Origin of the sequence: Enterobacter cloacae complex sp. SHL001, from assembly GCF_049236825.1 — a bacterium.
In the GTDB taxonomy this organism is placed as follows: Bacteria; Pseudomonadota; Gammaproteobacteria; order Enterobacterales; family Enterobacteriaceae; genus Enterobacter; species Enterobacter hormaechei_C.
The window spans coordinates 563,657-587,562 of the sequence record NZ_JBMKIP010000001.1 but is presented as its reverse complement, the minus strand read 5'-3'; the positions used below and the strand labels follow the sequence as shown (position 1 = coordinate 587,562).

The following is a 23,906-nucleotide window of genomic DNA, read 5'->3' as shown; positions in this document are numbered from 1 at the left end:
GATGATAGCCAGAAAAATTATTTGGAATATTTATGAACCTGAAGGGAAAACGCAGAAAGCTGTTTCTGCTGCTGGCGGTAGTGGTGTTAGCGGGCGGATTCTGGTTATGGAAGGTACTGAACGCGCCGGTACCACAGTATCAAACGCTGATTGTTCGTCCGGGCGAGCTGCAACAAAACGTGCTGGCGACGGGGAAACTGGATGCCCTGCGTAAGGTTGACGTGGGCGCGCAGGTCAGCGGTCAGCTTAAAACCCTGTCAGTTGAGATTGGCGATAAGGTTAAAAAAGGCCAGCTGCTGGGCGTGATCGATCCTGAGCAGGCGCAAAACCAAATCCGCGAAGTGGAAGCGACGCTGATGGAGCTGCGCGCGCAGCGCGCGCAGGCTCAGGCGGAGCGTAATCTCGCTCAGGTCACCCTGACGCGCCAGCAGGCGCTGGCGAAAACGCAGGCTATCTCGAAACAGGATCTGGACACAGCCGCCACGGAGCTGGCGGTGAAGCAGGCGCAGATTGGCACCATCGATGCGCAAATCAAACGGAATCAGGCCTCGCTGGATACGGCGAAAACCAACCTCGATTACACGCAAATCGTTGCGCCAATGGCCGGGGAAGTGACGCAGATAACCACCCTGCAAGGCCAGACGGTCATCGCCGCGCAGCAGGCGCCGAACATCCTGACCCTGGCGGATATGAGCACCATGCTGGTGAAAGCCCAGGTATCCGAAGCGGACGTCATTCACCTTAAGCCGGGGCAGAAAGCCTGGTTTACGGTGCTGGGCGATCCGCAAACCCGCTATGAAGGGGTGCTGAAAGATATCCTGCCGACGCCGGAGAAGGTCAACGACGCCATCTTCTACTATGCGCGTTTTGAGGTGCCAAACCCGCAGGGCGTGCTGCGTCTGGACATGACCGCCCAGGTGCATATCCAGCTGACCGGCGTGAAAAACGTGCTGACGGTTCCGCTCTCCGCGCTGGGTGAATCCGCCGGGGACAATCGCTACAAGGTGAAAGTGCTGCGCAACGGCGAAACCCGCGAGCGGGAAGTGGTGATTGGCGCACGTAACGACACCGATGTGGTGGTGGTAAAAGGGCTGGAAGAGGGTGAGGAAGTGGTCACCAGCGAAACCCTGCCCGGAGCCGCGCAATGACGGCGCTGCTTGAGCTGAATGACATTCGTCGCAGCTATCCGTCCGGCGACGGGCCGGTGGAGGTGCTGAAGGGCATCTCCCTGCGCGTTGAAGCCGGTGAAATGGTGGCGATTGTCGGGGCGTCGGGCTCGGGTAAATCAACGCTGATGAACATTCTTGGCTGTCTGGATAAGCCCACCAGCGGCACCTATCGCGTGGCCGGGACGGATGTTTCCACCCTGGACGGCGACGCGCTGGCGAAGCTGCGTCGCGAGCATTTTGGCTTTATTTTTCAGCGTTACCATCTGCTTTCACACCTGAGCGCGGCGCAGAATGTGGAGGTGCCGGCGGTGTATGCGGGCGTCGAGCGCAAAAAACGCCTTGAACGCGCGAAGGCGCTGTTAACGCGTCTTGGGCTGGCGGAGCGTGTTGATTATCAGCCTTCGCAGCTTTCCGGCGGTCAGCAGCAGCGCGTGAGTATTGCCCGTGCGCTGATGAACGGCGGACAGGTGATCCTCGCCGATGAGCCAACCGGTGCGCTCGACAGCCATTCCGGTGAAGAGGTGATGGCGATCCTGCATCAGCTGCGCGATCAGGGGCATACGGTGATTATTGTCACCCACGATCCGCAGGTGGCAGCGCAGGCGGAACGCATCATTGAGATCCACGACGGCGAGCTGGTCAGCAACCCGCCGCCACGTCAGTCCAGAGCGGCGGCGCCGAAAGAAGCCTTACCTGCGTCCACCGGCTGGGGACAGTTCTCCAGCGGCTTTCGTGAAGCGCTGACCATGGCCTGGCTGGCGATGGCGGCCAACAAAATGCGCACCCTGCTGACCATGCTCGGCATCATTATCGGTATTGCCTCGGTGGTGTCGATTGTGGTGGTGGGCGATGCGGCGAAACAGCTGGTGCTGGCGGATATTCGCGCCATCGGGACTAACACCATCGACGTTTACCCCGGCAAAGATTTTGGCGACGACGAGCCGCAGTATCAGCAGGCGCTGAAATACGACGATCTGGCGGCTATTCAGAAGCAGCCGTGGGTGAACTCCGCCACGCCTGCCGTGTCGCAAAACCTGCGTCTGCGCTACGGCAACATCGACGTGGCGGCCAGCGCTAACGGCGTCAGCGGAGATTACTTCAACGTTTACGGCATGACCTTTAGCGAAGGGGCGACCTTCAACGCGGAACAGCTGGCGGGCAGGGCGCAGGTGGTGGTGTTAGACGCTAACTCGCGCAGACAGCTTTTCCCCAATAAAACCCGTGTGGTGGGGGAAGTGATCCTGGTGGGTAACATGCCCGCCACGGTGATTGGTGTGGCGGAAGAGAAACAGTCCATGTTTGGCAGCAGCAAGATCCTGCGCGTCTGGCTGCCGTACAGCACCATTTCCGGGCGCATTATGGGACAGTCCTGGCTCAACTCCATTACCGTGCGAGTGAAAGAGGGCTACGACAGCGCGCTGGCGGAACAGCAGCTCGAGCGGCTGTTAACGTTGCGCCACGGGAAAAAGGATTTCTTCACCTGGAACATGGACGGCCTCTTGAAAACGGCCGAAAAGACCACACGTACTCTTCAGCTGTTCCTGACGCTGGTGGCGGTGATTTCGCTGGTCGTCGGCGGGATAGGGGTGATGAACATTATGCTGGTGTCGGTGACCGAACGTACGCGGGAGATCGGCATTCGCATGGCGGTCGGGGCCAGAGCCAGCGATGTGCTCCAGCAATTTTTGATTGAAGCGGTGCTGGTGTGTCTGGTGGGAGGCGCGATGGGGATTGCGCTCTCGATGATGATCGCCTTCGCGCTCCAGCTCTTTTTACCGGGGTGGGAGATTGGCTTCTCACCGATGGCGATCCTCACCGCGTTTTTGTGCTCCACCTTTACCGGCATTTTGTTTGGCTGGCTGCCGGCACGAAACGCGGCGCGGCTGGATCCGGTGGATGCGCTGGCGCGGGAATAACCCGAAAATAAAAATGCCAGCCGATCGGGCTGGCATTTTGCCTGCGGGGTGTACACAATGAATCAGAGAGCTATGCAACCGTTTCTGCTTCAACGGGCACGATAAGACTGGCGTGATTGCCTTTTGGCCCCTGGTGTACATCGAACCGGACGGACTGCCCGGCTTTGAGCGTCCTGTAACCATCCATCTGAATGGTGGAATAGTGAGCGAAGATATCCTCGCCGCCGCCTTCGGGGCAAATGAAGCCAAACCCCTTGGCGTTGTTGAACCACTTAACAGTACCCATTTCCATGCTTCGACATCCTTCGTAAATCTTATAAATTAAGATGGAATGAACCGGTGGTGGAGTGGGGGCTGTTCAAAACCTCGCCAACTCACGCTTGTACAATTTAGAGAAACGGAAGAAGCCGTCAAGCGTTTGGCGCTGGAGTTGGGACAATAATCAACCAAAATTTGAGGCAGTTAACGCTATTGCAACAGTTTGTGACAGACATCGCGGATGACAGTAATAGATGATTGTTATCTAACATCTGAGGTAGATTCAAAGTGGTTATGCATAATGGGTAAGACCAACGATTGGCTGGATTTTGACCAGCTGGCGGAAGATAAAGTGCGCGACGCGCTAAAACCGCCATCTATGTATAAAGTTATGTTAATGAACGATGATTACACGCCGATGGAATTTGTTATTGACGTGCTACAAAAGTTCTTTTCTTATGATGTTGAACGTGCAACGCAACTGATGCTTACCGTTCATTATCGTGGCAAAGCGATCTGCGGCATCTTTACTGCCGAGGTTGCGGAAACCAAAGTAGCGATGGTGAACGACTATGCAAGGGAGAACGAGCATCCGTTGCTGTGTACGCTGGAAAAGGCCTGATAAGGCATAAAATTGGGGGAGGTGCCTATGCTCAATCAAGAACTGGAACTCAGTTTAAACATGGCTTTCGCCAGAGCGCGTGAGCACCGACATGAGTTTATGACCGTCGAGCATTTGCTGCTCGCATTGCTTAGCAACCCATCTGCCCGCGAAGCGCTGGAAGCCTGCTCCGTGGACTTGGTGGCGCTACGTCAGGAACTCGAAGCCTTCATCGAACAAACTACACCGGTGCTGCCAGCCAGTGAAGAAGAGCGCGACACGCAGCCGACGCTCAGCTTCCAGCGCGTGTTGCAGCGCGCGGTTTTCCACGTCCAGTCTTCCGGACGTAGCGAAGTGACTGGCGCCAATGTCCTGGTCGCCATCTTCAGCGAGCAGGAGTCCCAGGCGGCCTACCTGCTGCGTAAACACGAAGTCAGCCGGCTCGACGTGGTCAACTTCATCTCTCACGGAACGCGAAAAGACGAGCCTAACCAGGCATCGGATCCCAGCGGACAGATCAACAGCAATGAAGAGCAAGCAGGCGGGGAGGATCGTATGGAAAACTTCACCACCAACCTTAACCAGCTTGCTCGCGTTGGCGGTATCGACCCGCTGATTGGCCGCGACAAAGAGCTGGAGCGTGCCATCCAGGTGCTGTGCCGCCGCCGCAAGAACAACCCGCTGCTGGTGGGGGAATCTGGCGTGGGTAAAACCGCGATTGCCGAAGGGCTGGCCTGGCGCATTGTGCAGGGCGACGTGCCGGAAGTGATTGCCGACTGCACTATCTACTCGCTGGATATTGGCTCGCTGCTGGCGGGCACCAAATACCGCGGTGATTTCGAAAAACGTTTCAAAGCGCTGTTAAAACAGCTGGAGCAGGACACCAACAGCATTCTGTTTATCGATGAAATCCACACCATCATCGGCGCAGGTGCGGCCTCCGGTGGCCAGGTGGATGCCGCTAACCTGATCAAACCGCTGCTCTCCAGCGGCAAGATCCGCGTGATGGGCTCCACGACGTACCAGGAGTTCAGCAACATCTTTGAGAAGGATCGTGCGCTGGCGCGTCGTTTCCAGAAAATCGACGTGACCGAGCCGTCGGTTGACGAAACGGTGCAGATCATCAATGGCCTGAAAACCAAGTACGAAGCACACCACGACGTGCGTTACACCGCGAAAGCGGTACGTGCGGCGGTGGAACTGGCGGTGAAATACATCAACGATCGTCATCTGCCGGATAAAGCGATCGACGTGATTGATGAGGCGGGTGCGCGTGCGCGCCTGATGCCAGCCAGCAAGCGTAAGAAAACCGTGAACGTGGCGGATATCGAGTCCGTGGTGGCCCGCATTGCGCGTATTCCTGAGAAGAGCGTCTCTCAGAGCGACCGTGATACGCTGCGCACCCTCGGCAATCGCCTGAAAATGCTGGTCTTTGGTCAGGATAAAGCCATTGAGGCTTTAACCGAAGCGATCAAGATGGCCCGTGCTGGCCTGGGGCATGACCACAAGCCGGTTGGTTCCTTCCTGTTCGCCGGCCCGACCGGGGTGGGAAAAACCGAGGTGACGGTTCAGCTCTCCAAAGCGCTGGGCATTGAGCTGCTGCGCTTTGATATGTCCGAGTATATGGAGCGTCATACCGTCAGCCGTTTGATTGGTGCGCCTCCGGGATACGTGGGCTTTGACCAGGGCGGCCTGCTTACGGACGCGGTTATCAAGCATCCGCACGCAGTACTGCTGCTCGATGAAATCGAGAAAGCGCACCCGGACGTGTTCAACATCCTGTTGCAGGTGATGGACAACGGGACGCTGACCGATAACAACGGGCGCAAGGCCGATTTCCGCAACGTGGTGCTGGTGATGACCACCAACGCGGGCGTGCGGGAAACCGAGCGTAAATCCATCGGCCTGATCCACCAGGATAACAGCACCGATGCGATGGAAGAGATCAAGAAGATCTTCACGCCGGAGTTCCGTAACCGTCTGGACAACATTATCTGGTTCGATCATCTGTCTACCGAGGTGATTCATCAGGTGGTGGACAAGTTCATCGTCGAGTTGCAGGTTCAGCTGGATCAGAAAGGCGTGTCGCTGGAAGTGAGCCAGGAGGCCCGCAACTGGCTGGCTGAGAAAGGCTACGACCGTGCGATGGGCGCCCGTCCGATGGCGCGCGTGATTCAGGACAACCTGAAGAAACCGCTGGCGAACGAGCTGCTGTTTGGCTCGCTGGTGGACGGCGGCCAGGTAACGGTGGGGCTGGATCAGGCGAAGAACGAACTGACGTACGATTTCCAGAGTGCGGCGAAGCACAAGCCGGAAGCGGCTCACTGATTTTCTTTAGTGTAAAAGCCGGGTTTTTAACCCGGCTTTTTTGTGTCCGCTTTTCTCCCTCTCCCTGTGGGAGAGGGTCAGGGTGAAGGCATCAGAACGCACTAAAATACCTCTTCCTGAACAGCCACACTAAAGCCATAAATAAAAAAGGCCGGGATTGTCCCGACCTTTTAAATATTCATCTGCCATTACAGGCGAAAACAATTAGCGACTACGGAAGACAATGCGGCCTTTGCTCAGGTCGTACGGGGTCAGCTCAACAGTCACTTTGTCGCCCGTCAAAATGCGGATATAGTTTTTGCGCATTTTACCGGAGATGTGCGCAGTTACCACGTGACCGTTTTCCAGTTCTACGCGAAACATGGTATTAGGCAACGTATCAAGTACGGTACCCTGCATTTCAATATTGTCTTCTTTGGCCATCTAATCCTCTGGGGTATCACTACCAAGTTTTGAACCGGCAAGATAATGCCGAAATTCCTCAATTAAGTAAAGAATTGCGCGTTTAAAACGCAGCAAAACAGTCTCAGCGTATTGCCCAAGCGTCACGGTACAACCGAACGGAAAGCGCATTCGTAAAGGGGAGACGACAGGATAAACGTAAGGACGTTATCTGAAGCGAGGGTCCCAAACGGCGGCGGGGCAACAGGCAGAAGCTACTCTGCGGCGTAATTATAACACCCTCATAAAAAATATGCGGAAAACATTTAGGCATTGGGTATAAAGAGCGTTCTGGGAACCCAAAAATCGCGTGGTAGGGTCTCCTTTCGGCACTGTTCCAGGTGTTCGATATAGTGTCGGCGGGAGATTTCAACGGCGCCGAGCGAGGCGGTATGCTCATTCAGCACCTGACAATCCATTAACTGTCCTCCACGTCGGGCAAATTCCTGGCTAAAAACCAGCAGCGCGGTTTTCGACGCATTCGTGGAGCGGGAGAACATCGACTCGCCGCAGAACAGCGTACCCTGCGCCACGCCGTACATGCCCCCGACGAGGTCGTCCCCGCTCCACACTTCGATCGAATGCGCGTACCCCAGCTCATGAAGCTGGTGATAGGCGATAATGATATCGCGGGTTATCCAGGTGCCTTCGTGACGATCTTCAGCGCAGCCTTCGATAACCTGGCCGAAGGCGTGATTAAGGGTGACGCGAAAGGGTGATTTTGCATGAAAACGCTTCATGCTGCGGCTCAGGTGAAACTGCCCAGGCCACAGCACGGCTCGCGGGTCGGGAGACCACCATAAGATCGGGTCGCCAGGAGAAAACCACGGAAAGATGCCGCGCTGGTAAGCCATTAAGAGCCGTGCCGGGCTGAGATCGCCGCCCAGAGCCAGCAAGCCGTTAGGTTCACGCAGCGCCCCCTCCGGAGAAGGGAACGCAATATTATGGCGAGAAAGCTGCACCAGGCGCATGACAACAGAACTCCAGTACGCGAGAGAGGACGCTACAAATATAGTCTACAGGCGCTGTTTAAACTGGTAGTAGCGACCTTGTTTTGCCAGCAGCTCTGCGTGACTACCTTGCTCAATTATGTGTCCGTTGTCCATCACAATTATCTGATCGAAATTCACCAGCCCTCGCAGACGGTGCGTGACCATCAGCACGGTTTTACCTTTCATCACATTCGCCAGTAAATCAAGGATTTGGCTCTCTGTCGTGGCATCCAGTCCTTCTGTCGGTTCATCCAGCAGCATCAGCGGCGCATCGTGCAGCAGCGCACGCGCAATGGCCAGACGACGCAGTTCGCCGCCGGAAAGCTGTCGACCCCCTTCACCCAGCCAGCTGTTCAACCCGTCGTCTTCAAGCAGCTTGTGCAGCCCAACCTGCTCCAGCATTGCCCGCAGCGTATCGTCGGAGGCGTCTGGTGCCGCCAGAAGAAGATTATCGCGCAGCGTAGCGCTGAACAGATGCACCCGCTGGGGCACGACGCTGACCGTTTTACGCAAGGCCGCTTCGCTAAAACCAGACAGCGGAACGTCGTTAAACCGAATCTCGCCCTGCTGTGGGTCCCACGCGCGCGTGAGAAGTTGCAGAAGTGTCGATTTCCCACATCCCGTACGGCCAAGGATCGCAATGCGCTGCCCGGCATCAACAGAAAGGGTGATGTCTTCCAGCGCGTTTTGCGCCTGCTTGTCGTAGGCGAAAGTGACATTGCTGAGCGTCAGCGCGACCTGCTCTGGCACAGCGGTTTGACCCGCGCTGAACTTCACTTCCGGCTCCTGCTCGGCAATATCCGTAATGCGCAGCGCAGAGGCAATCACCTGGCCGAGATGCTGAAAGGCGCCCGTGACCGGGGCTAAGGCTTCAAAGGCTGCCAGGGCACAGAAAACAAACAGCGCAATCAGCGGGCCAGGCTGCGCGTTACCGCCCACGCCACCGGAGGCCATCCAGAGCATGGCGATGACGGCAATCCCACCAATTAACATCATCAGCGCCTGGGAGAACGCGGTCAGTTCAGACTGGCGCCGCTGGGCTTCATGCCAGTTCAGCTCCGTATTTTCCATGCGGGCGCGGTACCGTTTGCTGGCACCAAAAAGGGTGAGCTCGGCCTGTCCCTGCAACCAGGCGGTGAGCTGCTGGCGATATTCCCCTCGCAGGCGCGTCAGGTTTTCCCCGGTGGTTTTACCTGCACGATAAAACAGGGGCGGCAGAATAATCAGCGTCATCAGCATGATGCCGCCGAGCGTCAGTGCGATGGGAACATCCAGGAAACTCAACCCCAGCGTGACCACGACAATCACTACAAACGCGCCCACCATAGGTGAAATGACGCGCAGGTAGAGGTGATCCAGCGTATCCACATCTGCGACCACGCGGTTGAGTAATTCGCCCTGTCGAAAACGTGCCAGCCCGGCAGGGGAGAGGGGCAGCAGTTTGCTGAAGGTGTAAATACGCAGGTGTTGCAGCACGCGGAAGGTCGCGTCGTGGCTGACCAGACGTTCGAAGTAGCGTCCGGCAGTTCGCGTAATTGCCGTGCCGCGCACCCCGGCGGCAGGCAGCATGTAGTTAAAGCTGTACAGCCCGGCAAAGCCTGCGGCCGCAGATGCGGAGAGGAACCAGCCGGAAAGCGTAAGCAGACCGATGCTGGCCAGCAGAGTGACGATCGCCAGCACGATCCCGAGCGTCAGCATCCATTTGTGGCGTTTATACAGTGCAAGATACGGAAGCAGGGCGCGCATCAGATATCCTCCTGACGGTTCGCCAGCAGGGTCGCAAACGGCCCCTGCGCGGCAACAAGCGCGGCGTAATCGCCTTGTTCAACAATGTGTCCGTTTTCCATCACCCAGATCTGATCCCAGTCGGCAATACCTTCCAGCTGGTGAGTAACCATCAGGGTGGTTTGCTGGCGTGAGGCTGCGTTAAGCGCATCCATCACGCGCTGCTCGCTGTGAGCGTCCAGGCTGGCCGCAGGTTCGTCCAGCAGCATTAGCGAAGAGGGATTCAGCAGCGCACGGGCGACCGCGACGCGCTGTGCCTGGCCAACTGACAGCCCGGCAGACTGATCGCCAATGACGGTATCGACACCCTGCGCAAGCAGCGGCAGAAACTCGCTGACCCAGGCGCGGTCGAGGACCGATTGCAGCTCATCTTCACGCGCATCCGGGCGTGCCAGCAGCACATTCTCGCGCAGCGTCGGAGCTGGCAGCTGAGGGTTTTGCCCCACCCAACTCAGCTGTTTACGCCAGGCATCAGGATCGAGCTCGCGCAGCTCCGTTTTATTGATACGCAGCGATCCGGTGTACGCCATAAAACCTGACAGCGCATTCAACAATGAGCTTTTACCTGAGCCGCTGGTACCCACCAGCACCACACGTTGCCCGGCAGGCAGGGTAAAGTTCAGCGGACCGGCCAGCACTTTGCCTTCAGGCGACAGAACAGAAAAATCCTGTGCTTCAATGGTCACCGGATCGTTCGTATTCAGCGTTACCTCACCACGCTCTGGATTCGCCAGCGGCGTTTCCATGAAGGTTTTCAGGCTGTCGGCAGCACCCACCGCCTGCGCTTTGGCATGGTAAAAGGTGCCGAGATCGCGAAGCGGCTGGAAAAATTCCGGGGCCAGGATCAGCGCCAGGAACCCGGCGGAAAGCGTGACCGCCGTACCGTAGTGGCCAAAGTCCAGCGCGCCGAGGTAGGAGAAGCCAAAGTAAACCGCCACCAGCGCAATCGACAGGGAGGTGAAAAATTCGAGCACGCCAGAAGAGAGAAAGGCCATGCGCAACACTTCCATGGTGCGCTGACGGAAATCCTGCGACGCCAGGCGAATGTTTTCGGTTTCCGCTTCACCACGACCGAAGATCCGCAGGGTTTCCATTCCGCGCAGACGGTCCAGGAAATGACCGCTCAACCGACCCAACGCCAGGAAGTTACGACGGTTAGCATCTGCCGCGCCCATGCCGACCATCGCCATAAACAGCGGGATGAGCGGGGCGGTGCCTAGCAGGATCAACGCCGCCACCCAGTTAACAGGGAAGATGGCGATAACAATCATCAGGGGCACAAACACCGCCAGCGCCATCTGGGGAAGATAACGCGCGTAGTAATCGTGCATATCGTCGATTTGCTCAAGGATCAGCGTCGCCCAGCTGCCGGCTGGCTTACCCTGGATCCACGCAGGCCCGGCTTCCGAAAGCCGATCGAGCACCTTGCGGCGAATCTCATAGCGGATGTGCTGCCCGGCGTGGAACCCAACCCGCTCGCGCAGCCAGACCACCCACGCACGCAGAACGAAAACCAGCACCAGAACGATAAACGGCAACAGCAGCGCTTCGCGCGGGATGTTCTCCATGATCATATGGTTGAGAATGCGGGCCAGCAGCCATGCCTGGGCAACAATCAACAGACCGCTGATGAATCCCAGAACGCGGGAAATCATAAGCCAGCGGCGGGACAGAACGCTTTGCTGTTTCAGCCAGCGGGTTAACTCTTGTTGACGGGTTTTTTCCATTGCGTACTTTGCAGGTGACGTTATAAGAAATTAGACCTCTGCATGTTACACGCGAGCAAAAATAAAGGCGACCAGTGGCCGCCTTTATTTACGTTTGTTACTGACTTGTAAAGATTATTTGCCTTGTTCAGCCAGCCCGTCCAGGTAGCGTTCTGCGTCCAGCGCGGCCATACAACCGGTGCCCGCAGAGGTGATCGCCTGACGATAAATATGGTCCATCACGTCGCCAGCTGCGAAGACACCCGGAACGCTGGTCTGGGTGGCATTGCCGTGAATGCCAGACTGCACTTTGATGTAGCCGTTCTCCAGCTCCAGCTGGCCTTCAAAGATAGCCGTGTTCGGGCTGTGACCGATTGCCACAAACAGGCCTGCCACTTCCAGCGTTTCGACGTTATCGGTGTTCTGGGTATCACGGATACGCAGTCCCGCCACGCCCATCTGATCGCCAGTCACTTCTTCCAGCGTACGGTTGGTATGCAGCACAATGTTGCCGCTCGCCACTTTGTCCATCAGGCGTTTAATCAGGATCTTCTCCGCGCGGAAGGTGTCGCGACGGTGAATCAGGTGTACTTCTGAGGCAATATTTGCCAGATACAGCGCTTCTTCCACAGCGGTGTTGCCGCCGCCGATAACCGCAACTTTCTGGTTGCGATAGAAGAAACCGTCGCAGGTCGCGCAGGCTGACACGCCGCGGCCTTTGAACGCTTCTTCAGACGGCAGGCCGAGATAGCGGGCAGAGGCGCCGGTGGCGATGATCAGCGCATCGCAGGTGTATTCGCCGCTGTCACCCGTCAGGCGGAACGGACGGTTCTGCAAATCCACTTTATTGATGTGGTCGAACAGGATTTCGGTTTCGAATTTGGCGGCATGCTCGTGCATGCGCTCCATCAGCAGCGGCCCGGTCAGGTCGTTCGGGTCGCCAGGCCAGTTTTCCACTTCCGTGGTGGTGGTCAGCTGACCGCCTTTTTCCATCCCGGTGATCAGTACCGGTTGCAGGTTAGCGCGTGCAGCATAGACCGCTGCGGTATATCCCGCAGGTCCAGAACCAAGGATTAGCAGCTTACTGTGTTTGGTCGTGCCCATGAGATCCCCATTGTTGTTGGCAGGCAATGGGCTGGATTGTAGGGAATTTGTTGCCGTAAAAAAAGAGCAGGAGAGTTTTGCTTCCGATATATGCAATAGACGCGCCCTATGGGTCAGAGGCGGTCACATCACTTCTGCTACTGAAAACCGCGCGTTTATAAGGCAATAAAATGAGGATTAATACCCCTCCGTAATGAATATCCGGCATGTTGTACTAAAAATCGATGTTTTGCTTTGACAATCCCCTGCGCTTTTGCGAAAACATTCAAGGAAGAAAAAAAGACGCACGAACTGCATGCCGCATAGACATGCACGGAAATGCCATTTTTACCGGGTCAGTGAAATCTACGCATGGTGTGGACAGACGCCATACGTGATGTCTGTGACTGCTTTCGGGCAACGGTCTTCTTACCGCAGAACCCGAATCTACATCGCGTCTAATACATAACCAGGCGATGTGATGAATAACGGGTCCAGGCTCTGAACAGTGATGTGCACAGGGTCCAGGCAGGAGTAGGGAAGGAATACAGAGAGACAATAATAATGGTAGATAGCAAGAAGCGCCCTGGCAAAGATCTCGACCGTATCGATCGTAACATTCTTAATGAATTGCAAAAGGATGGGCGTATTTCCAACGTCGAGCTTTCAAAACGTGTGGGACTTTCCCCGACGCCGTGCCTTGAGCGTGTGCGTCGACTGGAAAGACAGGGTTTTATTCAGGGCTATACGGCTCTGCTGAACCCGCATTATCTGGATGCCTCACTTCTGGTATTTGTTGAGATTACTCTGAATCGTGGTGCACCAGATGTGTTTGAGCAATTTAACGCCGCTGTACAAAAACTTGAAGAAATTCAAGAGTGTCATCTGGTTTCCGGTGATTTTGACTACCTGTTGAAAACCCGTGTGCCTGATATGTCCGCCTACCGTAAGCTGCTGGGTGAAACCCTGCTGCGTCTGCCAGGCGTGAACGACACCCGTACTTATGTGGTGATGGAAGAGGTCAAACAGAGCAATCGTCTGGTTATTAAGACGCGCTAACACGGAACAGGTGCAAAATCAGTGTAGTTTGATTACACTCCTGTTAATCCATACAGCAACAGTGCCGGGAAGTCCCGGCGCTGTTGTCCGTTTTAGCACACAGGCAGGACATGCCTGATACCTGGAGAGCCTTTCTTGAGCCAGGAATACACTGAAGACAAAGAAGTCACATTATCTAAGCTAAGCAGCGGACGTCGTCTCCTTGAGGCGTTACTGATTGTTATTGCCCTTTTTGCCGTCTGGCTGATGGCTGCCTTACTCAGTTTCAACCCCTCAGACCCCAGCTGGTCGCAAACCGCATGGCATGAGCCTATCCATAATTTAGGTGGTGTTCCCGGTGCCTGGCTTGCGGACACGCTCTTCTTCATTTTCGGTGTGATGGCCTATACCCTTCCCGTCATCATTATTGGCGGATGCTGGTTTGCCTGGCGTCATCGACAGAACGACGACTACATCGATTATTTTGCCGTTTCGCTGCGCCTGATTGGCGCCCTGGCGCTGATCCTCACCTCCTGCGGACTGGCGGCGATCAACGCCGATGACATCTGGTACTTCGCCTCCGGCGGGGTGATTGGCAGCCTGTTGAGCTCCGCGCTGCAACCGATGCTTCACAGCAGCGGCGGCACGCTGGCGCTGCTTTGTATCTGGGCAGCGGGCCTGACGCTGTTTACCGGCTGGTCCTGGGTGAGCATTGCCGAAAAAATCGGCAGCTTTATTCTGACTCTGCTGACGTTTGCCAGCAATCGCACCCGTCGTGACGATACGTGGGTCGATGAAGACGAATATGAAGATGAGTACGAAGAGGAAGACGAGGCACCCGTGCAGCGTCGTGAATCCCGCCGTGCCCGTATTCTGCGCGGTGCTCTGGCGCGCCGCCAGCGCGTTGCTGAAAAATTCGCTAACCCGTTAGGCCGTAAAACGGATGCCGCGCTTTTCTCCGGCAAACGTATGGATGAAGAGGAGCAGATTGAGTATCGCGGCGCGGCCGTCGATCCTGATGATGTGTTGTTCTCTGGTCATCGAGCTACGCCGGGTGAGTATGATGAATACGATCCGCTGTTGCATGGTCATTCCGTGACTGAACCGGTAGCCGCTGCTGCTGCCGCAACGACGGCTGCGCAGGCCCATGTTGCGCCTGTTGAAGCCGTGATGCCGTCCTCGCCTGTTCCGGCACCGGAGTCCGCGATCCAGCAACCGCAGGTGGACTGGCAGACTGCGCCAGGCGTCCATACGCCTGAACCGACCATTGCGCCGGTGCCTGAAAGCTATATTCCTGTGCAGCAGGAACAGTGGCAGCAACCGTATCAGCCGCCTGAGCCTGCCAGCGAGCCGCAACAGCCGTATCAGGCTTATACGCCCGAACCTGCTGAACCTGAACAGCCATACGTTGCGCCGGTGTCTGAACCCGAAGTGGTGGAGGAAGCGAAGCCATCCCGTCCGCCATTGTACTATTTTGAAGAGGTGGAAGAGCGCCGTGCCCGAGAGCGCGAGCAGCTTGCCGCCTGGTATCAGCCCGTGCCTGAGCCGGTGCAGGAGCCTGTTGTAAAAGCGCCTTCTGCGAGCGTTGCACCTGTAGATCCAGCGCCAGCCGTTGCGTCAGGAGCGGAAACCGTGAAGCAGGCAACGGCAGCCGCTGCCGCGTCCGCTCCGCTATTCAGCCCGGCAACCGACGGTGCGCCGCGTCCTCAGGTAAAAGAGGGCATTGGTCCACAATTGCCGCGCCCTAATCGCGTGCGCGTACCGACGCGCCGGGAGCTGGCCTCTTATGGCATTAAACTGCCTTCCCAGCGTATGGCGGAAGAAAAAGCCCGTGAGTCCGACTACGAAGATGATGCCGACGAACTGCATCAGGATGAGCTGGCGCGTCAGTTTGCCGCCCAGCAGACTCAACGCTACGGGAATGAGTACCAACACGATGTTCATTCTCAGCAGGATGAAGATGATGCTGCCGAAGCGGAATTAGCGCGTCAGTTTGCGGCCACGCAACAGCAACGTTATTCCGGTGAGCAGCCTTCGGGGGCAAACCCGTTCTCGCTCTCGGATTTTGAATTTTCACCGATGAAAGATCTGGTGGATGACGGTCCGAGCGAACCGCTGTTCACGCCGAGCGTGATGCCAGAAGCGGAACCGGTGCGTCAGGCGCCAGCGCCGCAGGTTAATGCGCAGCCACAACAGCCAGCGCCGCAGGCTTATGCGCAGCCGCATACACCGCCGGCCCAACCGCCGCAGCCGCAGTTCCAGCAGCCAGCACCACAGCCGCAGGAAAGCCTGATTCACCCGCTGCTGATGCGTAACGGAGACAGCCGTCCGCTGCAACGACCAAGTACGCCGTTGCCGTCGCTGGATCTGTTAACGCCGCCGCCAGCGGAAGTCGAACCGGTGGATACTTTTGCTCTTGAGCAGATGGCCCGTCTGGTGGAAGCGCGTCTGGCTGACTTCCGTATTAAAGCGGACGTGGTGAACTACTCCCCTGGCCCGGTGATCACCCGTTTCGAACTGAACCTGGCGCCAGGCGTAAAAGCGGCGCGTATTTCTAACCTGTCCCGTGACCTGGCGCGTTCTCTGTCGACCGTGGCGGTACGCGTGGTGGAAGTGATCCCTGGTAAGCCTTACGTTGGCCTTGAGCTGCCAAACAAGAAACGCCAGACCGTTTATCTGCGTGAAGTTCTGGATAACACCAAATTCCGCGACAACCCGTCCCCTCTGACCGTGGTGTTGGGTAAAGATATCGCTGGCGATCCGGTGGTTGCCGATCTCGCGAAGATGCCGCACCTGCTGGTTGCGGGTACCACCGGCTCCGGTAAATCGGTCGGGGTGAACGCCATGATCCTCAGTATGCTCTACAAAGCGCAGCCTGAAGATGTGCGTTTCATCATGATCGACCCGAAAATGCTTGAACTGTCCGTCTACGAAGGCATTCCGCACCTGTTAACGGAAGTAGTGACCGACATGAAGGACGCCGCCAACGCATTGCGCTGGAGCGTCAATGAAATGGAGCGTCGCTACAAGCTGATGTCTGCGCTGGGCGTGCGTAACCTGGCCGGTTATAACGAGAAAATCGCTGAGGCGGCACGTATGGGCCGTCCGATTCCGGACCCATACTGGAAGCCGGGTGACAGCATGGATGCCCAGCATCCGGTGCTGGAAAAACTGCCTTACATCGTGGTGCTGGTGGATGAGTTCGCCGACCTGATGATGACCGTTGGCAAGAAAGTGGAAGAGCTGATTGCGCGTCTGGCACAGAAAGCGCGTGCGGCGGGCATCCACCTGGTGCTGGCAACGCAGCGTCCGTCCGTAGACGTTATCACCGGTCTTATTAAGGCAAACATCCCGACCCGTATCGCGTTTACCGTGTCGAGTAAAATTGACTCGCGTACTATCCTTGACCAGGGCGGTGCAGAGTCGCTGCTGGGGATGGGTGATATGCTCTATTCCGGCCCGAACTCCACCTCGCCGGTGCGTGTCCACGGTGCATTTGTTCGCGACCAGGAAGTGCATGCGGTGGTGCAGGACTGGAAAGCGCGCGGTCGGCCGCAATACGTTGACGGCATCACCTCCGACAGTGAAAGCGAAGGTGGCGGCGGTGGTTTTGACGGCGGCGAAGAGCTGGATCCGTTATTTGACCAGGCGGTTAATTTCGTCACCGAAAAACGTAAGGCGTCCATCTCCGGCGTCCAGCGCCAGTTCCGTATTGGCTACAACCGCGCGGCACGTATCATCGAGCAGATGGAAGCCCAGGGCATCGTGAGCGAACAGGGGCATAACGGTAACCGTGAGGTGCTGGCGCCACCGCCGTTTGATTAACCTTCAGCGATTGCAAAGAAGGGTAAATCAGCAAAAATTAAGCATATTCTTCTGTCGCCTGCCTTCGGGCAGGTCCAGAATAGAAACGGAACCCCCATATCGGGAAGACGTATTTTAAGGAATAACAATGAAAAAAATCGCCATCGCCTGTGCATTACTCTCCAGTTTTGTTGCCAGCAGCGTCTGGGCTGATGCAGCCAGCGACCTTAAAAGCCGACTGGATAAAGTGAGCAGCTTCCACGCCAGCTTCACGCAAAAAGTGACTGACGGCAGTGGCAACGCGGTGCAGGAAGGTCAGGGGAATTTGTGGGTGAAACGCCCGAATCTCTTCAACTGGCACATGACCCAGCCGGATGAAAGCGTGCTGGTGTCTGACGGGAAAACCTTATGGTTCTACAACCCGTTTGTTGAGCAGGCGACCGCCACCTGGCTGAAAGATGCGACCAGTAATACGCCGTTTATGCTCATTGCTCGTAACCAGTCCAGCGACTGGCAGCAGTACAACATTAAACAAAATGGTGATGAGTTCGTCCTGACGCCAAAAGGCAGCAACGGTAACCTGAAGCAGTTCACCATTAACGTGAGCAGCAACGGTACCATTAATCAGTTCGGTGCGGTTGAGCAGGACGATCAGCGCAGCAGCTATCAGCTTAAGTCTCAGCAAAACGGCGCTGTAGATGCTTCGAAATTCACCTTTACCCCGCCGCAGGGCGTAACGGTGGACGACCAACGTAATAAGTAAGAGGCATGAGTGAGCAACCTGTCGCTCGATTTTTCAGATAATGCGTTTCAACCTCTGGCCGCCCGTATGCGGCCAGAAAATTTAGCGCAGTACATCGGCCAGCAACACCTGCTGGCTGCGGGGAAACCCTTGCCGCGCGCTATTGAGGCGGGGCATCTGCACTCCATGATCCTCTGGGGGCCACCCGGCACCGGCAAAACAACCCTCGCTGAAGTGATCGCCCGCTATGCTAACGCGGACGTTGAGCGCATCTCGGCGGTTACCTCCGGCGTGAAGGAGATTCGTGAGGCGATCGAGCGCGCGCGGCAAAACCGTAATGCCGGGCGCCGCACCATTCTTTTTGTTGATGAAGTCCACCGCTTCAACAAGAGCCAACAGGATGCGTTTCTGCCGCACATTGAAGACGGCACGATTTTCTTCATCGGCGCAACCACGGAAAACCCGTCGTTTGAGCTGAACTCTGCGCTCCTTTCCCGCGCCCGCGTTTACCTGCTTAAATCCCTGACCACAGAGGATATCGAAAAGGTTCTGACCCAGGCGATGGAGGACAAAGCGCGGGGTTACGGCGGACAGGATATCGTTCTGCCGGACGACACGCGTCGTGCGATCGCTGAACTGGTCAACGGCGATGCGCGTCGGGCGCTGAATACACTGGAAATGATGGCCGATATGGCCGAAGTGGATGATGCCGGAAAGCGGGTGCTAAAGCAGGAGCTGCTGACCGAAATAGCCGGTGAGCGCAGCGCACGCTTCGATAATAAAGGCGATCGTTTTTACGACCTGATCTCTGCATTACATAAGTCCGTGCGCGGCAGCGCCCCGGATGCGGCGCTCTACTGGTACGCGCGTATCATTACCGCCGGTGGCGATCCGTTATATGTCGCGCGTCGCTGCCTGGCCATCGCGTCAGAAGATGTCGGTAATGCCGATCCACGCGCCATGCAGGTCGCTATTTCCGCCTGGGACTGCTTTACCCGCGTCGGACCCGCGGAAGGTGAGCGTGCCATTGCGCAGGCAATTGTCTATCTGGCCTGCGCGCCGAAAAGTAACGCGGTGTATACCGCCTTCAAAGCGGCGATGTCAGATGCACGTGAACGTCCGGACTACGATGTGCCGGTTCATCTGCGCAATGCGCCAACCAAATTGATGAAAGAGATGGGTTACGGGCAGGAGTATCGCTACGCCCATGATGAACCCAATGCCTACGCCGCCGGCGAGGAGTATTTCCCGCAGGAGATGGCACAAACCCGCTATTATCAACCCACAAACAGAGGTCTTGAGGGTAAGATTGGCGAAAAGCTCGCCTGGCTTGCCGGACAGGATCAAAATAGCCCTATAAAACGCTACCGTTAGTTCAATCGTTGCGGTAATGTTGGCAATATATCTCTGTGGCCGCAGGCTGTGGTCACTTTTTCCTTTTTTAATTCGATAAGCACAGGATAAGCATGCTCGATCCCAATCTGCTGCGTAATGAGCCAGACGCAGTCGCTGAAAAACTGGCACGCCGAGGCTTTAAGCTGGATGTAGATAAGCTGCGCGCTCTTGAAGAGCGTCGTAAAGTTTTGCAGGTACAAACTGAAAATCTGCAAGCAGAGCGTAATTCTCGATCGAAATCCATTGGCCAGGCGAAAGCGCGCGGGGAAGATATTGAGCCATTACGCCTGGAAGTGAACAAACTGGGTGAAGAGCTGGATCAGGCGAAAGCTGAACTGGATGTTCTTCAGGCTGAAATTCGTGATATCGCTCTGGCGATCCCGAACATTCCTGACGACAGCGTGCCTGTCGGCAAAGACGAAAACGACAACGTTGAAGTGAAACGCTGGGGTACGCCTCGCGAGTTTGACTTTGAGGTGCGCGATCACGTCACGCTGGGCGAAATGCACGCGGGCCTGGACTTTGCGGCTGCGGTTAAGCTGACGGGTTCTCGCTTTGTGGTCATGAAAGGTCAAATTGCCCATCTGCATCGCGCTCTGGCGCAGTTCATGCTGGATCTGCACACCGAGCAGCACGGCTACAGCGAAACCTACGTTCCGTATCTGGTTAACCACGATACGCTGTACGGTACCGGCCAGTTGCCGAAATTTGCCGGCGATCTGTTCCACACCCGTCCGCTGGACGAGGAAGCAGACAGCAGCAACTACGCGCTGATCCCAACCGCGGAAGTGCCGCTGACCAACCTCGTGCGTGATGAGATCATCGACGAAGACGATCTGCCAATCAAACTGACCGCGCACTCTCCATGTTTCCGTTCTGAAGCCGGTTCTTACGGTCGCGATACGCGCGGTCTGATCCGTATGCACCAGTTCGATAAAGTTGAGATGGTGCAGATCGTTCGTCCGGAAGAGTCTATGGACGCGCTGGAAGAGATGACCGGTCATGCTGAGAAAGTGCTGGAGCTGCTGGGCCTGCCGTACCGCCGTATGGCGCTGTGCACCGGCGACATGGGCTTCGGTGCCTGCAAAACCTTCGACCTTGAAGTCTGGGTGCCTGCGCAGAACACCTACCGTGAAATCTCCTCCTGCTCCAACGTCTGGGATTTCCAGGCGCGTCGTATGCAGGCGCGTTGCCGCAGCAAATCTGACAAGAAAACCCGTCTGGTTCATACCCTGAACGGTTCCGGTCTGGCAGTAGGCCGTACGCTGGTTGCTGTGCTGGAAAACTACCAGCAGGCTGACGGACGCATTGAGATCCCTGAAGTGCTGCGCCCTTACATGAAAGGCCAGCAGTTCATCGGCTAATTATTTGCTCTAAGACAAAAAAGCGCCTCAGGGCGCTTTTTTTATGCCTCTGATTTGATACGAAGCAATAACCCCTCCCTCTAAAGTAGTAATACTCCTCCGAACGAAAGTCAGCATAAAACACTGATAACCAAAAATATCGTTATACATAAAACTATATAGCGGTGTGTGCCGCCCTTTATTTCTTTGTGAGCAACCAAAGTGAGTCTTTATGAAAATCAAAGCGCCTGAAGCGTTAATGGCTGCCGAGGTCACTCGCCGTGGGTTGATGAAAACCACGGCAATAGGCGGTCTGGCGGTTGCCAGCAGCGCCTTTACGCTCCCTTTTACCCGTCTGGCGTCGGCGGCGGAGGCTCTGTCTCCCGCTTCAGCCCCGGAAAAAGTGGTGTGGAGTGCCTGTACCGTTAACTGTGGTAGCCGTTGTCCTCTGCGTATGCATGTTGTGGACGGTGAAATCAAATATGTCGAAACAGACAATACCGGCGATGATAACTACGAAGGGTTACATCAGGTTCGTGCCTGTCTGCGTGGCCGTTCAATGCGCCGTCGCGTTTATAACCCGGATCGTCTGAAATACCCAATGAAGCGCGTCGGTAAGCGTGGGGAAGGGAAGTTCGAGCGTATTAGCTGGGACGAAGCCTACGATATTATCGCGACTAACATGCAGCGCCTGATCAAAGAGTATGGCAACGAATCCATCTACCTCAACTACGGCACCGGCACGCTGGGCGGTACCATGACCCGCTCCTGGCCGCCGGGTAAAACGCTGGTGGCGCGCCTGATGAACTGCTGCGGCGGCTATCTCAATCATTACGGCGACTACTCTTCCGCACAGATTGCTGCGGGGCTGAACTACACCTACGGCGGCTGGGCAGACGGTAACAGCCCGTCGGATATCGAAAACAGTAAACTGGTGGTGTTGTTCGGTAACAACCCAGGCGAAACCCGGATGAGCGGCGGTGGGGTAACCTATTATCTTGAGCAGGCGCGCGCCAAATCCAACGCACGTATGATCATCGTCGATCCGCGCTATACCGATACCGGCGCGGGACGTGAAGACGAGTGGATCCCTATTCGCCCTGGTACCGATGCGGCGCTGGTCAATGCGCTGGCGTATGTGATGATCACTGAAAACCTCGTCGATCAGCCGTTCCTTGATAAATACTGCGTGGGTTATGACGAGAAGACCCTGCCAGCCAGCGCACCGGCTAACGGGCATTACAAAGCGTACATTCTTGGTCAGGGCAGCGACGGGGTAGCGAAAACCCCTGAGTGGGCATCCACCATTACCGGCATTCCAGTCGAGCGTATTGTTCAGCTGGCCCGTGAAATTGGTTCAGCAAAACCGGCTTATATCAGCCAGGGATGGGGACCACAGCGTCACGCGAACGGCGAAATTGCCACCCGCGCTATTTCTATGCTCTCGATTCTGACTGGCAACGTTGGTATTCACGGCGGTAATAGCGGGGCGCGTGAAGGCTCGTATGAAGTCCCGTTTGAACGTATGCCAACGCTGGATAACCCGGTTCAGACCAGCATCTCCATGTTTATGTGGACGGACGCGATCGAGCGCGGTCCGGAAATGACCGCGCTGCGTGACGGTGTTCGAGGCAAAGATAAGCTGGACGTGCCGATCAAAATGATCTGGAACTACGCCGGTAACTGCCTGATCAACCAGCACTCTGAAATCAACCGCACCCATGAAATTTTGCAGGACGACAAGAAGTGCGAAATGATTGTGGTGATCGACTGCCACATGACCTCATCGGCGAAGTATGCCGATATTCTGCTCCCAGACTGCACTGCGTCTGAGCAGATGGATTTCGCGCTGGACGCCTCCTGCGGCAACATGTCCTATGTGATCTTCACTGACCAGGCCATCAAACCGCGCTTCGAGTGCAAAACCATCTATGAGATGACTTCCGAGCTGGCGAAACGTCTTGGCGTTGAGCAGCAGTTCACTGAAGGACGTACTCAGGAAGGGTGGATGCGCCATCTGCATGAGCTCTCACGCAAAGCCATTCCTGACCTGCCGGACTTCGATATCTTCCGCAAGCAGGGCATGTACAAGCAGCGCGATCCCGAAGGGCATCACGTGGCGTATAAAGCCTTCCGCGACGATCCGCAGGCCAATCCGCTGACCACGCCGTCGGGCAAAATCGAGATCTACTCCGAAGAGCTGGCAAAAATTGCCGCAACGTGGGAATTGCCGGAAGGGGACGTTATCGATCCGCTGCCGATTTATACGCCAGGCTTCGAAAACTACAACGATCCGCTGACGGCGAAATTCCCGCTTCAGTTGACCGGTTTCCACTACAAAGCGCGTGTTCACTCCACCTACGGCAACGTTGACGTACTGAAAGCGGCCTGCCGACAGGAGATGTGGATCAACCCGATGGATGCGAAAGCGCGCGGCATCAGTAATGGCGATCGCGTACGTATCTTCAACGGACGTGGCGAAGTGCATATCGAAGCTAAAGTGACTCCGCGTATGATGCCTGGCGTTGTCGCGCTGGGGGAAGGGGCCTGGTATAACCCGGATGCGAACCATATCGATCAGGCGGGCTGCATCAACGTTCTCACTACGCAGCGTCCGTCGCCGCTGGCGAAGGGCAACCCATCCCACACAAACCTCGTTCAGGTTGAAAAGGCGTAAGGAGTAACCGATGACAACCCAGTATGGATTTTTTATTGATTCCAGCCGCTGCACCGGGTGCAAAACCTGCGAGCTGGCCTGTAAGGATTACAAAGATCTGACCCCGGACGTCAGCTTCCGGCGTATCTATGAATACGCGGGCGGCGACTGGCAGGAGGACAACGGCGTCTGGCATCAGAATGTCTTCGCCTATTACCTGTCGATTGCCTGCAACCACTGCGAAGATCCGGCCTGCACCAAGGTCTGCCCGAGCGGGGCAATGCACAAGAGCGACGACGGTTTTGTGGTGGTGGACGAGGATGTCTGCATCGGCTGTCGCTACTGCCACATGGCCTGCCCGTACGGCGCGCCGCAGTACAATGCCGCCAAAGGCCACATGACCAAGTGCGACGGCTGCCACAGCCGCGTGGCGGACGGCAAAAAGCCCATCTGCGTCGAATCCTGCCCGCTGCGCGCGCTGGACTTTGGCCCGATTGAAGAGCTGCGCAAAAAACACGGTCAGCTTGCTGCCGTCGCGCCGCTGCCGTCTGCGCACTTCACGAAGCCGAGTATTGTGATTAAACCTAACGCCAACAGCCGTCCGACGGGTGACACCACCGGCTACCTGGCAAACCCGAAGGAGGTGTGA

The 23,906-nt window shown here is 56.5% G+C and carries 17 protein-coding genes; 11 read left to right on the top strand and 6 right to left on the bottom strand.

The window, feature by feature from the left end:
• The first annotated feature begins 32 nt into the window (after positions 1 to 32).
• Positions 33 to 1,148, top strand: coding sequence for a macrolide transporter subunit MacA (gene macA, locus ACOTYH_RS02955; protein ID WP_017384842.1), 1,116 nt, complete (start codon positions 33 to 35; stop codon positions 1,146 to 1,148).
• Positions 1,145 to 3,085: a macrolide ABC transporter ATP-binding protein/permease MacB gene (gene macB / locus ACOTYH_RS02950; RefSeq protein WP_015570984.1), complete on the top strand. Its 1,941-nt coding sequence runs from the start codon at positions 1,145 to 1,147 to the stop codon at positions 3,083 to 3,085. Before macA ends, macB begins: the two co-directional genes overlap by 4 nt.
• 70 nt (positions 3,086 to 3,155) lie before the next feature.
• Here macB and cspD read toward each other — a convergent pair whose 3' ends face one another.
• Complete coding sequence (gene cspD / locus ACOTYH_RS02945) at positions 3,156 to 3,377, bottom strand: cold shock-like protein CspD (RefSeq protein WP_006809408.1); 222 nt, start codon at positions 3,375 to 3,377, stop codon at positions 3,156 to 3,158.
• Positions 3,378 to 3,644: 267 nt separating this feature from the next.
• Between cspD and clpS the strand changes: the two genes are divergently transcribed.
• Together clpS and clpA are read left to right on the top strand one after the other, a co-directional pair.
• Entirely contained in the window at positions 3,645 to 3,965 is a 321-nt protein-coding gene (gene clpS / locus ACOTYH_RS02940) for an ATP-dependent Clp protease adapter ClpS (RefSeq protein ID WP_006174393.1), read from the top strand.
• Positions 3,966 to 3,992: 27 nt separating this feature from the next.
• Positions 3,993 to 6,272 (top strand): ATP-dependent Clp protease ATP-binding subunit ClpA, encoded by a 2,280-nt coding sequence (clpA, locus tag ACOTYH_RS02935; RefSeq protein WP_006809407.1) that lies wholly within the window; start codon positions 3,993 to 3,995, stop codon positions 6,270 to 6,272.
• 204 nt (positions 6,273 to 6,476) lie between these two features.
• On the opposite strand, the gene infA is transcribed toward clpA, so the two are convergent.
• The 5 genes from infA to trxB all read right to left on the bottom strand — a co-directional run bounded on the left by infA (position 6,477) and on the right by trxB (position 12,300).
• Positions 6,477 to 6,695 carry a translation initiation factor IF-1 gene (gene infA / locus ACOTYH_RS02930; protein WP_002211347.1) on the bottom strand — a complete coding sequence of 73 codons (219 nt, stop codon included), beginning with the start codon at positions 6,693 to 6,695 and terminating at the stop codon, positions 6,477 to 6,479.
• Positions 6,696 to 6,979: 284 nt separating this feature from the next.
• The gene (gene aat / locus ACOTYH_RS02925) at positions 6,980 to 7,684 is read right to left on the bottom strand and encodes a leucyl/phenylalanyl-tRNA--protein transferase (RefSeq protein WP_023296218.1); all 705 of its coding nucleotides are present in this window, start codon (positions 7,682 to 7,684) and stop codon (positions 6,980 to 6,982) included.
• A gap of 45 nt (positions 7,685 to 7,729) precedes the next feature.
• The gene (gene cydC, locus ACOTYH_RS02920) at positions 7,730 to 9,451 is read right to left on the bottom strand and encodes a heme ABC transporter ATP-binding protein/permease CydC (protein ID WP_003858307.1); all 1,722 of its coding nucleotides are present in this window, start codon (positions 9,449 to 9,451) and stop codon (positions 7,730 to 7,732) included.
• On the bottom strand, positions 9,451 to 11,217 hold the full coding sequence (gene cydD / locus ACOTYH_RS02915; RefSeq protein WP_015570980.1) for a heme ABC transporter permease/ATP-binding protein CydD: 1,767 nt from the start codon (positions 11,215 to 11,217) through the stop codon (positions 9,451 to 9,453). The genes cydC and cydD overlap by 1 nt, the downstream gene beginning before the upstream one ends.
• Positions 11,218 to 11,331: 114 nt before the next feature.
• Positions 11,332 to 12,300, bottom strand: a complete 969-nt coding sequence (gene trxB / locus ACOTYH_RS02910; RefSeq protein WP_003858303.1) for a thioredoxin-disulfide reductase — start codon at positions 12,298 to 12,300, stop codon at positions 11,332 to 11,334.
• A 543-nt stretch (positions 12,301 to 12,843) separates the two neighbouring features.
• Here trxB and lrp point away from each other — a divergent pair.
• The 7 genes from lrp (at position 12,844) to ACOTYH_RS02875 (ending at position 23,906) form a co-directional block, all read left to right on the top strand.
• Positions 12,844 to 13,338, top strand: coding sequence for a leucine-responsive transcriptional regulator Lrp (lrp, locus tag ACOTYH_RS02905; protein WP_000228469.1), 495 nt, complete (start codon positions 12,844 to 12,846; stop codon positions 13,336 to 13,338).
• A gap of 135 nt (positions 13,339 to 13,473) precedes the next feature.
• A complete protein-coding gene (locus ACOTYH_RS02900; protein WP_421637547.1) occupies positions 13,474 to 17,142 on the top strand; it encodes a DNA translocase FtsK 4TM domain-containing protein in 3,669 nt (1,222 codons plus the stop codon).
• Positions 17,143 to 17,269: 127 nt separating this feature from the next.
• Positions 17,270 to 17,884: an outer membrane lipoprotein chaperone LolA gene (gene lolA / locus ACOTYH_RS02895; RefSeq protein ID WP_086625912.1), complete on the top strand. Its 615-nt coding sequence runs from the start codon at positions 17,270 to 17,272 to the stop codon at positions 17,882 to 17,884.
• A 9-nt stretch (positions 17,885 to 17,893) separates the two neighbouring features.
• On the top strand, positions 17,894 to 19,237 hold the full coding sequence (rarA, locus tag ACOTYH_RS02890) for a replication-associated recombination protein RarA (protein ID WP_069595734.1): 1,344 nt from the start codon (positions 17,894 to 17,896) through the stop codon (positions 19,235 to 19,237).
• 92 nt (positions 19,238 to 19,329) lie between these two features.
• Positions 19,330 to 20,622, top strand: coding sequence for a serine--tRNA ligase (gene serS / locus ACOTYH_RS02885; protein ID WP_003858266.1), 1,293 nt, complete (start codon positions 19,330 to 19,332; stop codon positions 20,620 to 20,622).
• A 211-nt stretch (positions 20,623 to 20,833) separates the two neighbouring features.
• Positions 20,834 to 23,278: a dimethylsulfoxide reductase subunit A gene (gene dmsA, locus ACOTYH_RS02880; RefSeq protein ID WP_421637546.1), complete on the top strand. Its 2,445-nt coding sequence runs from the start codon at positions 20,834 to 20,836 to the stop codon at positions 23,276 to 23,278.
• 10 nt (positions 23,279 to 23,288) lie between these two features.
• Positions 23,289 to 23,906 carry a DMSO/selenate family reductase complex B subunit gene (locus ACOTYH_RS02875; RefSeq protein WP_421637545.1) on the top strand — a complete coding sequence of 206 codons (618 nt, stop codon included), beginning with the start codon at positions 23,289 to 23,291 and terminating at the stop codon, positions 23,904 to 23,906.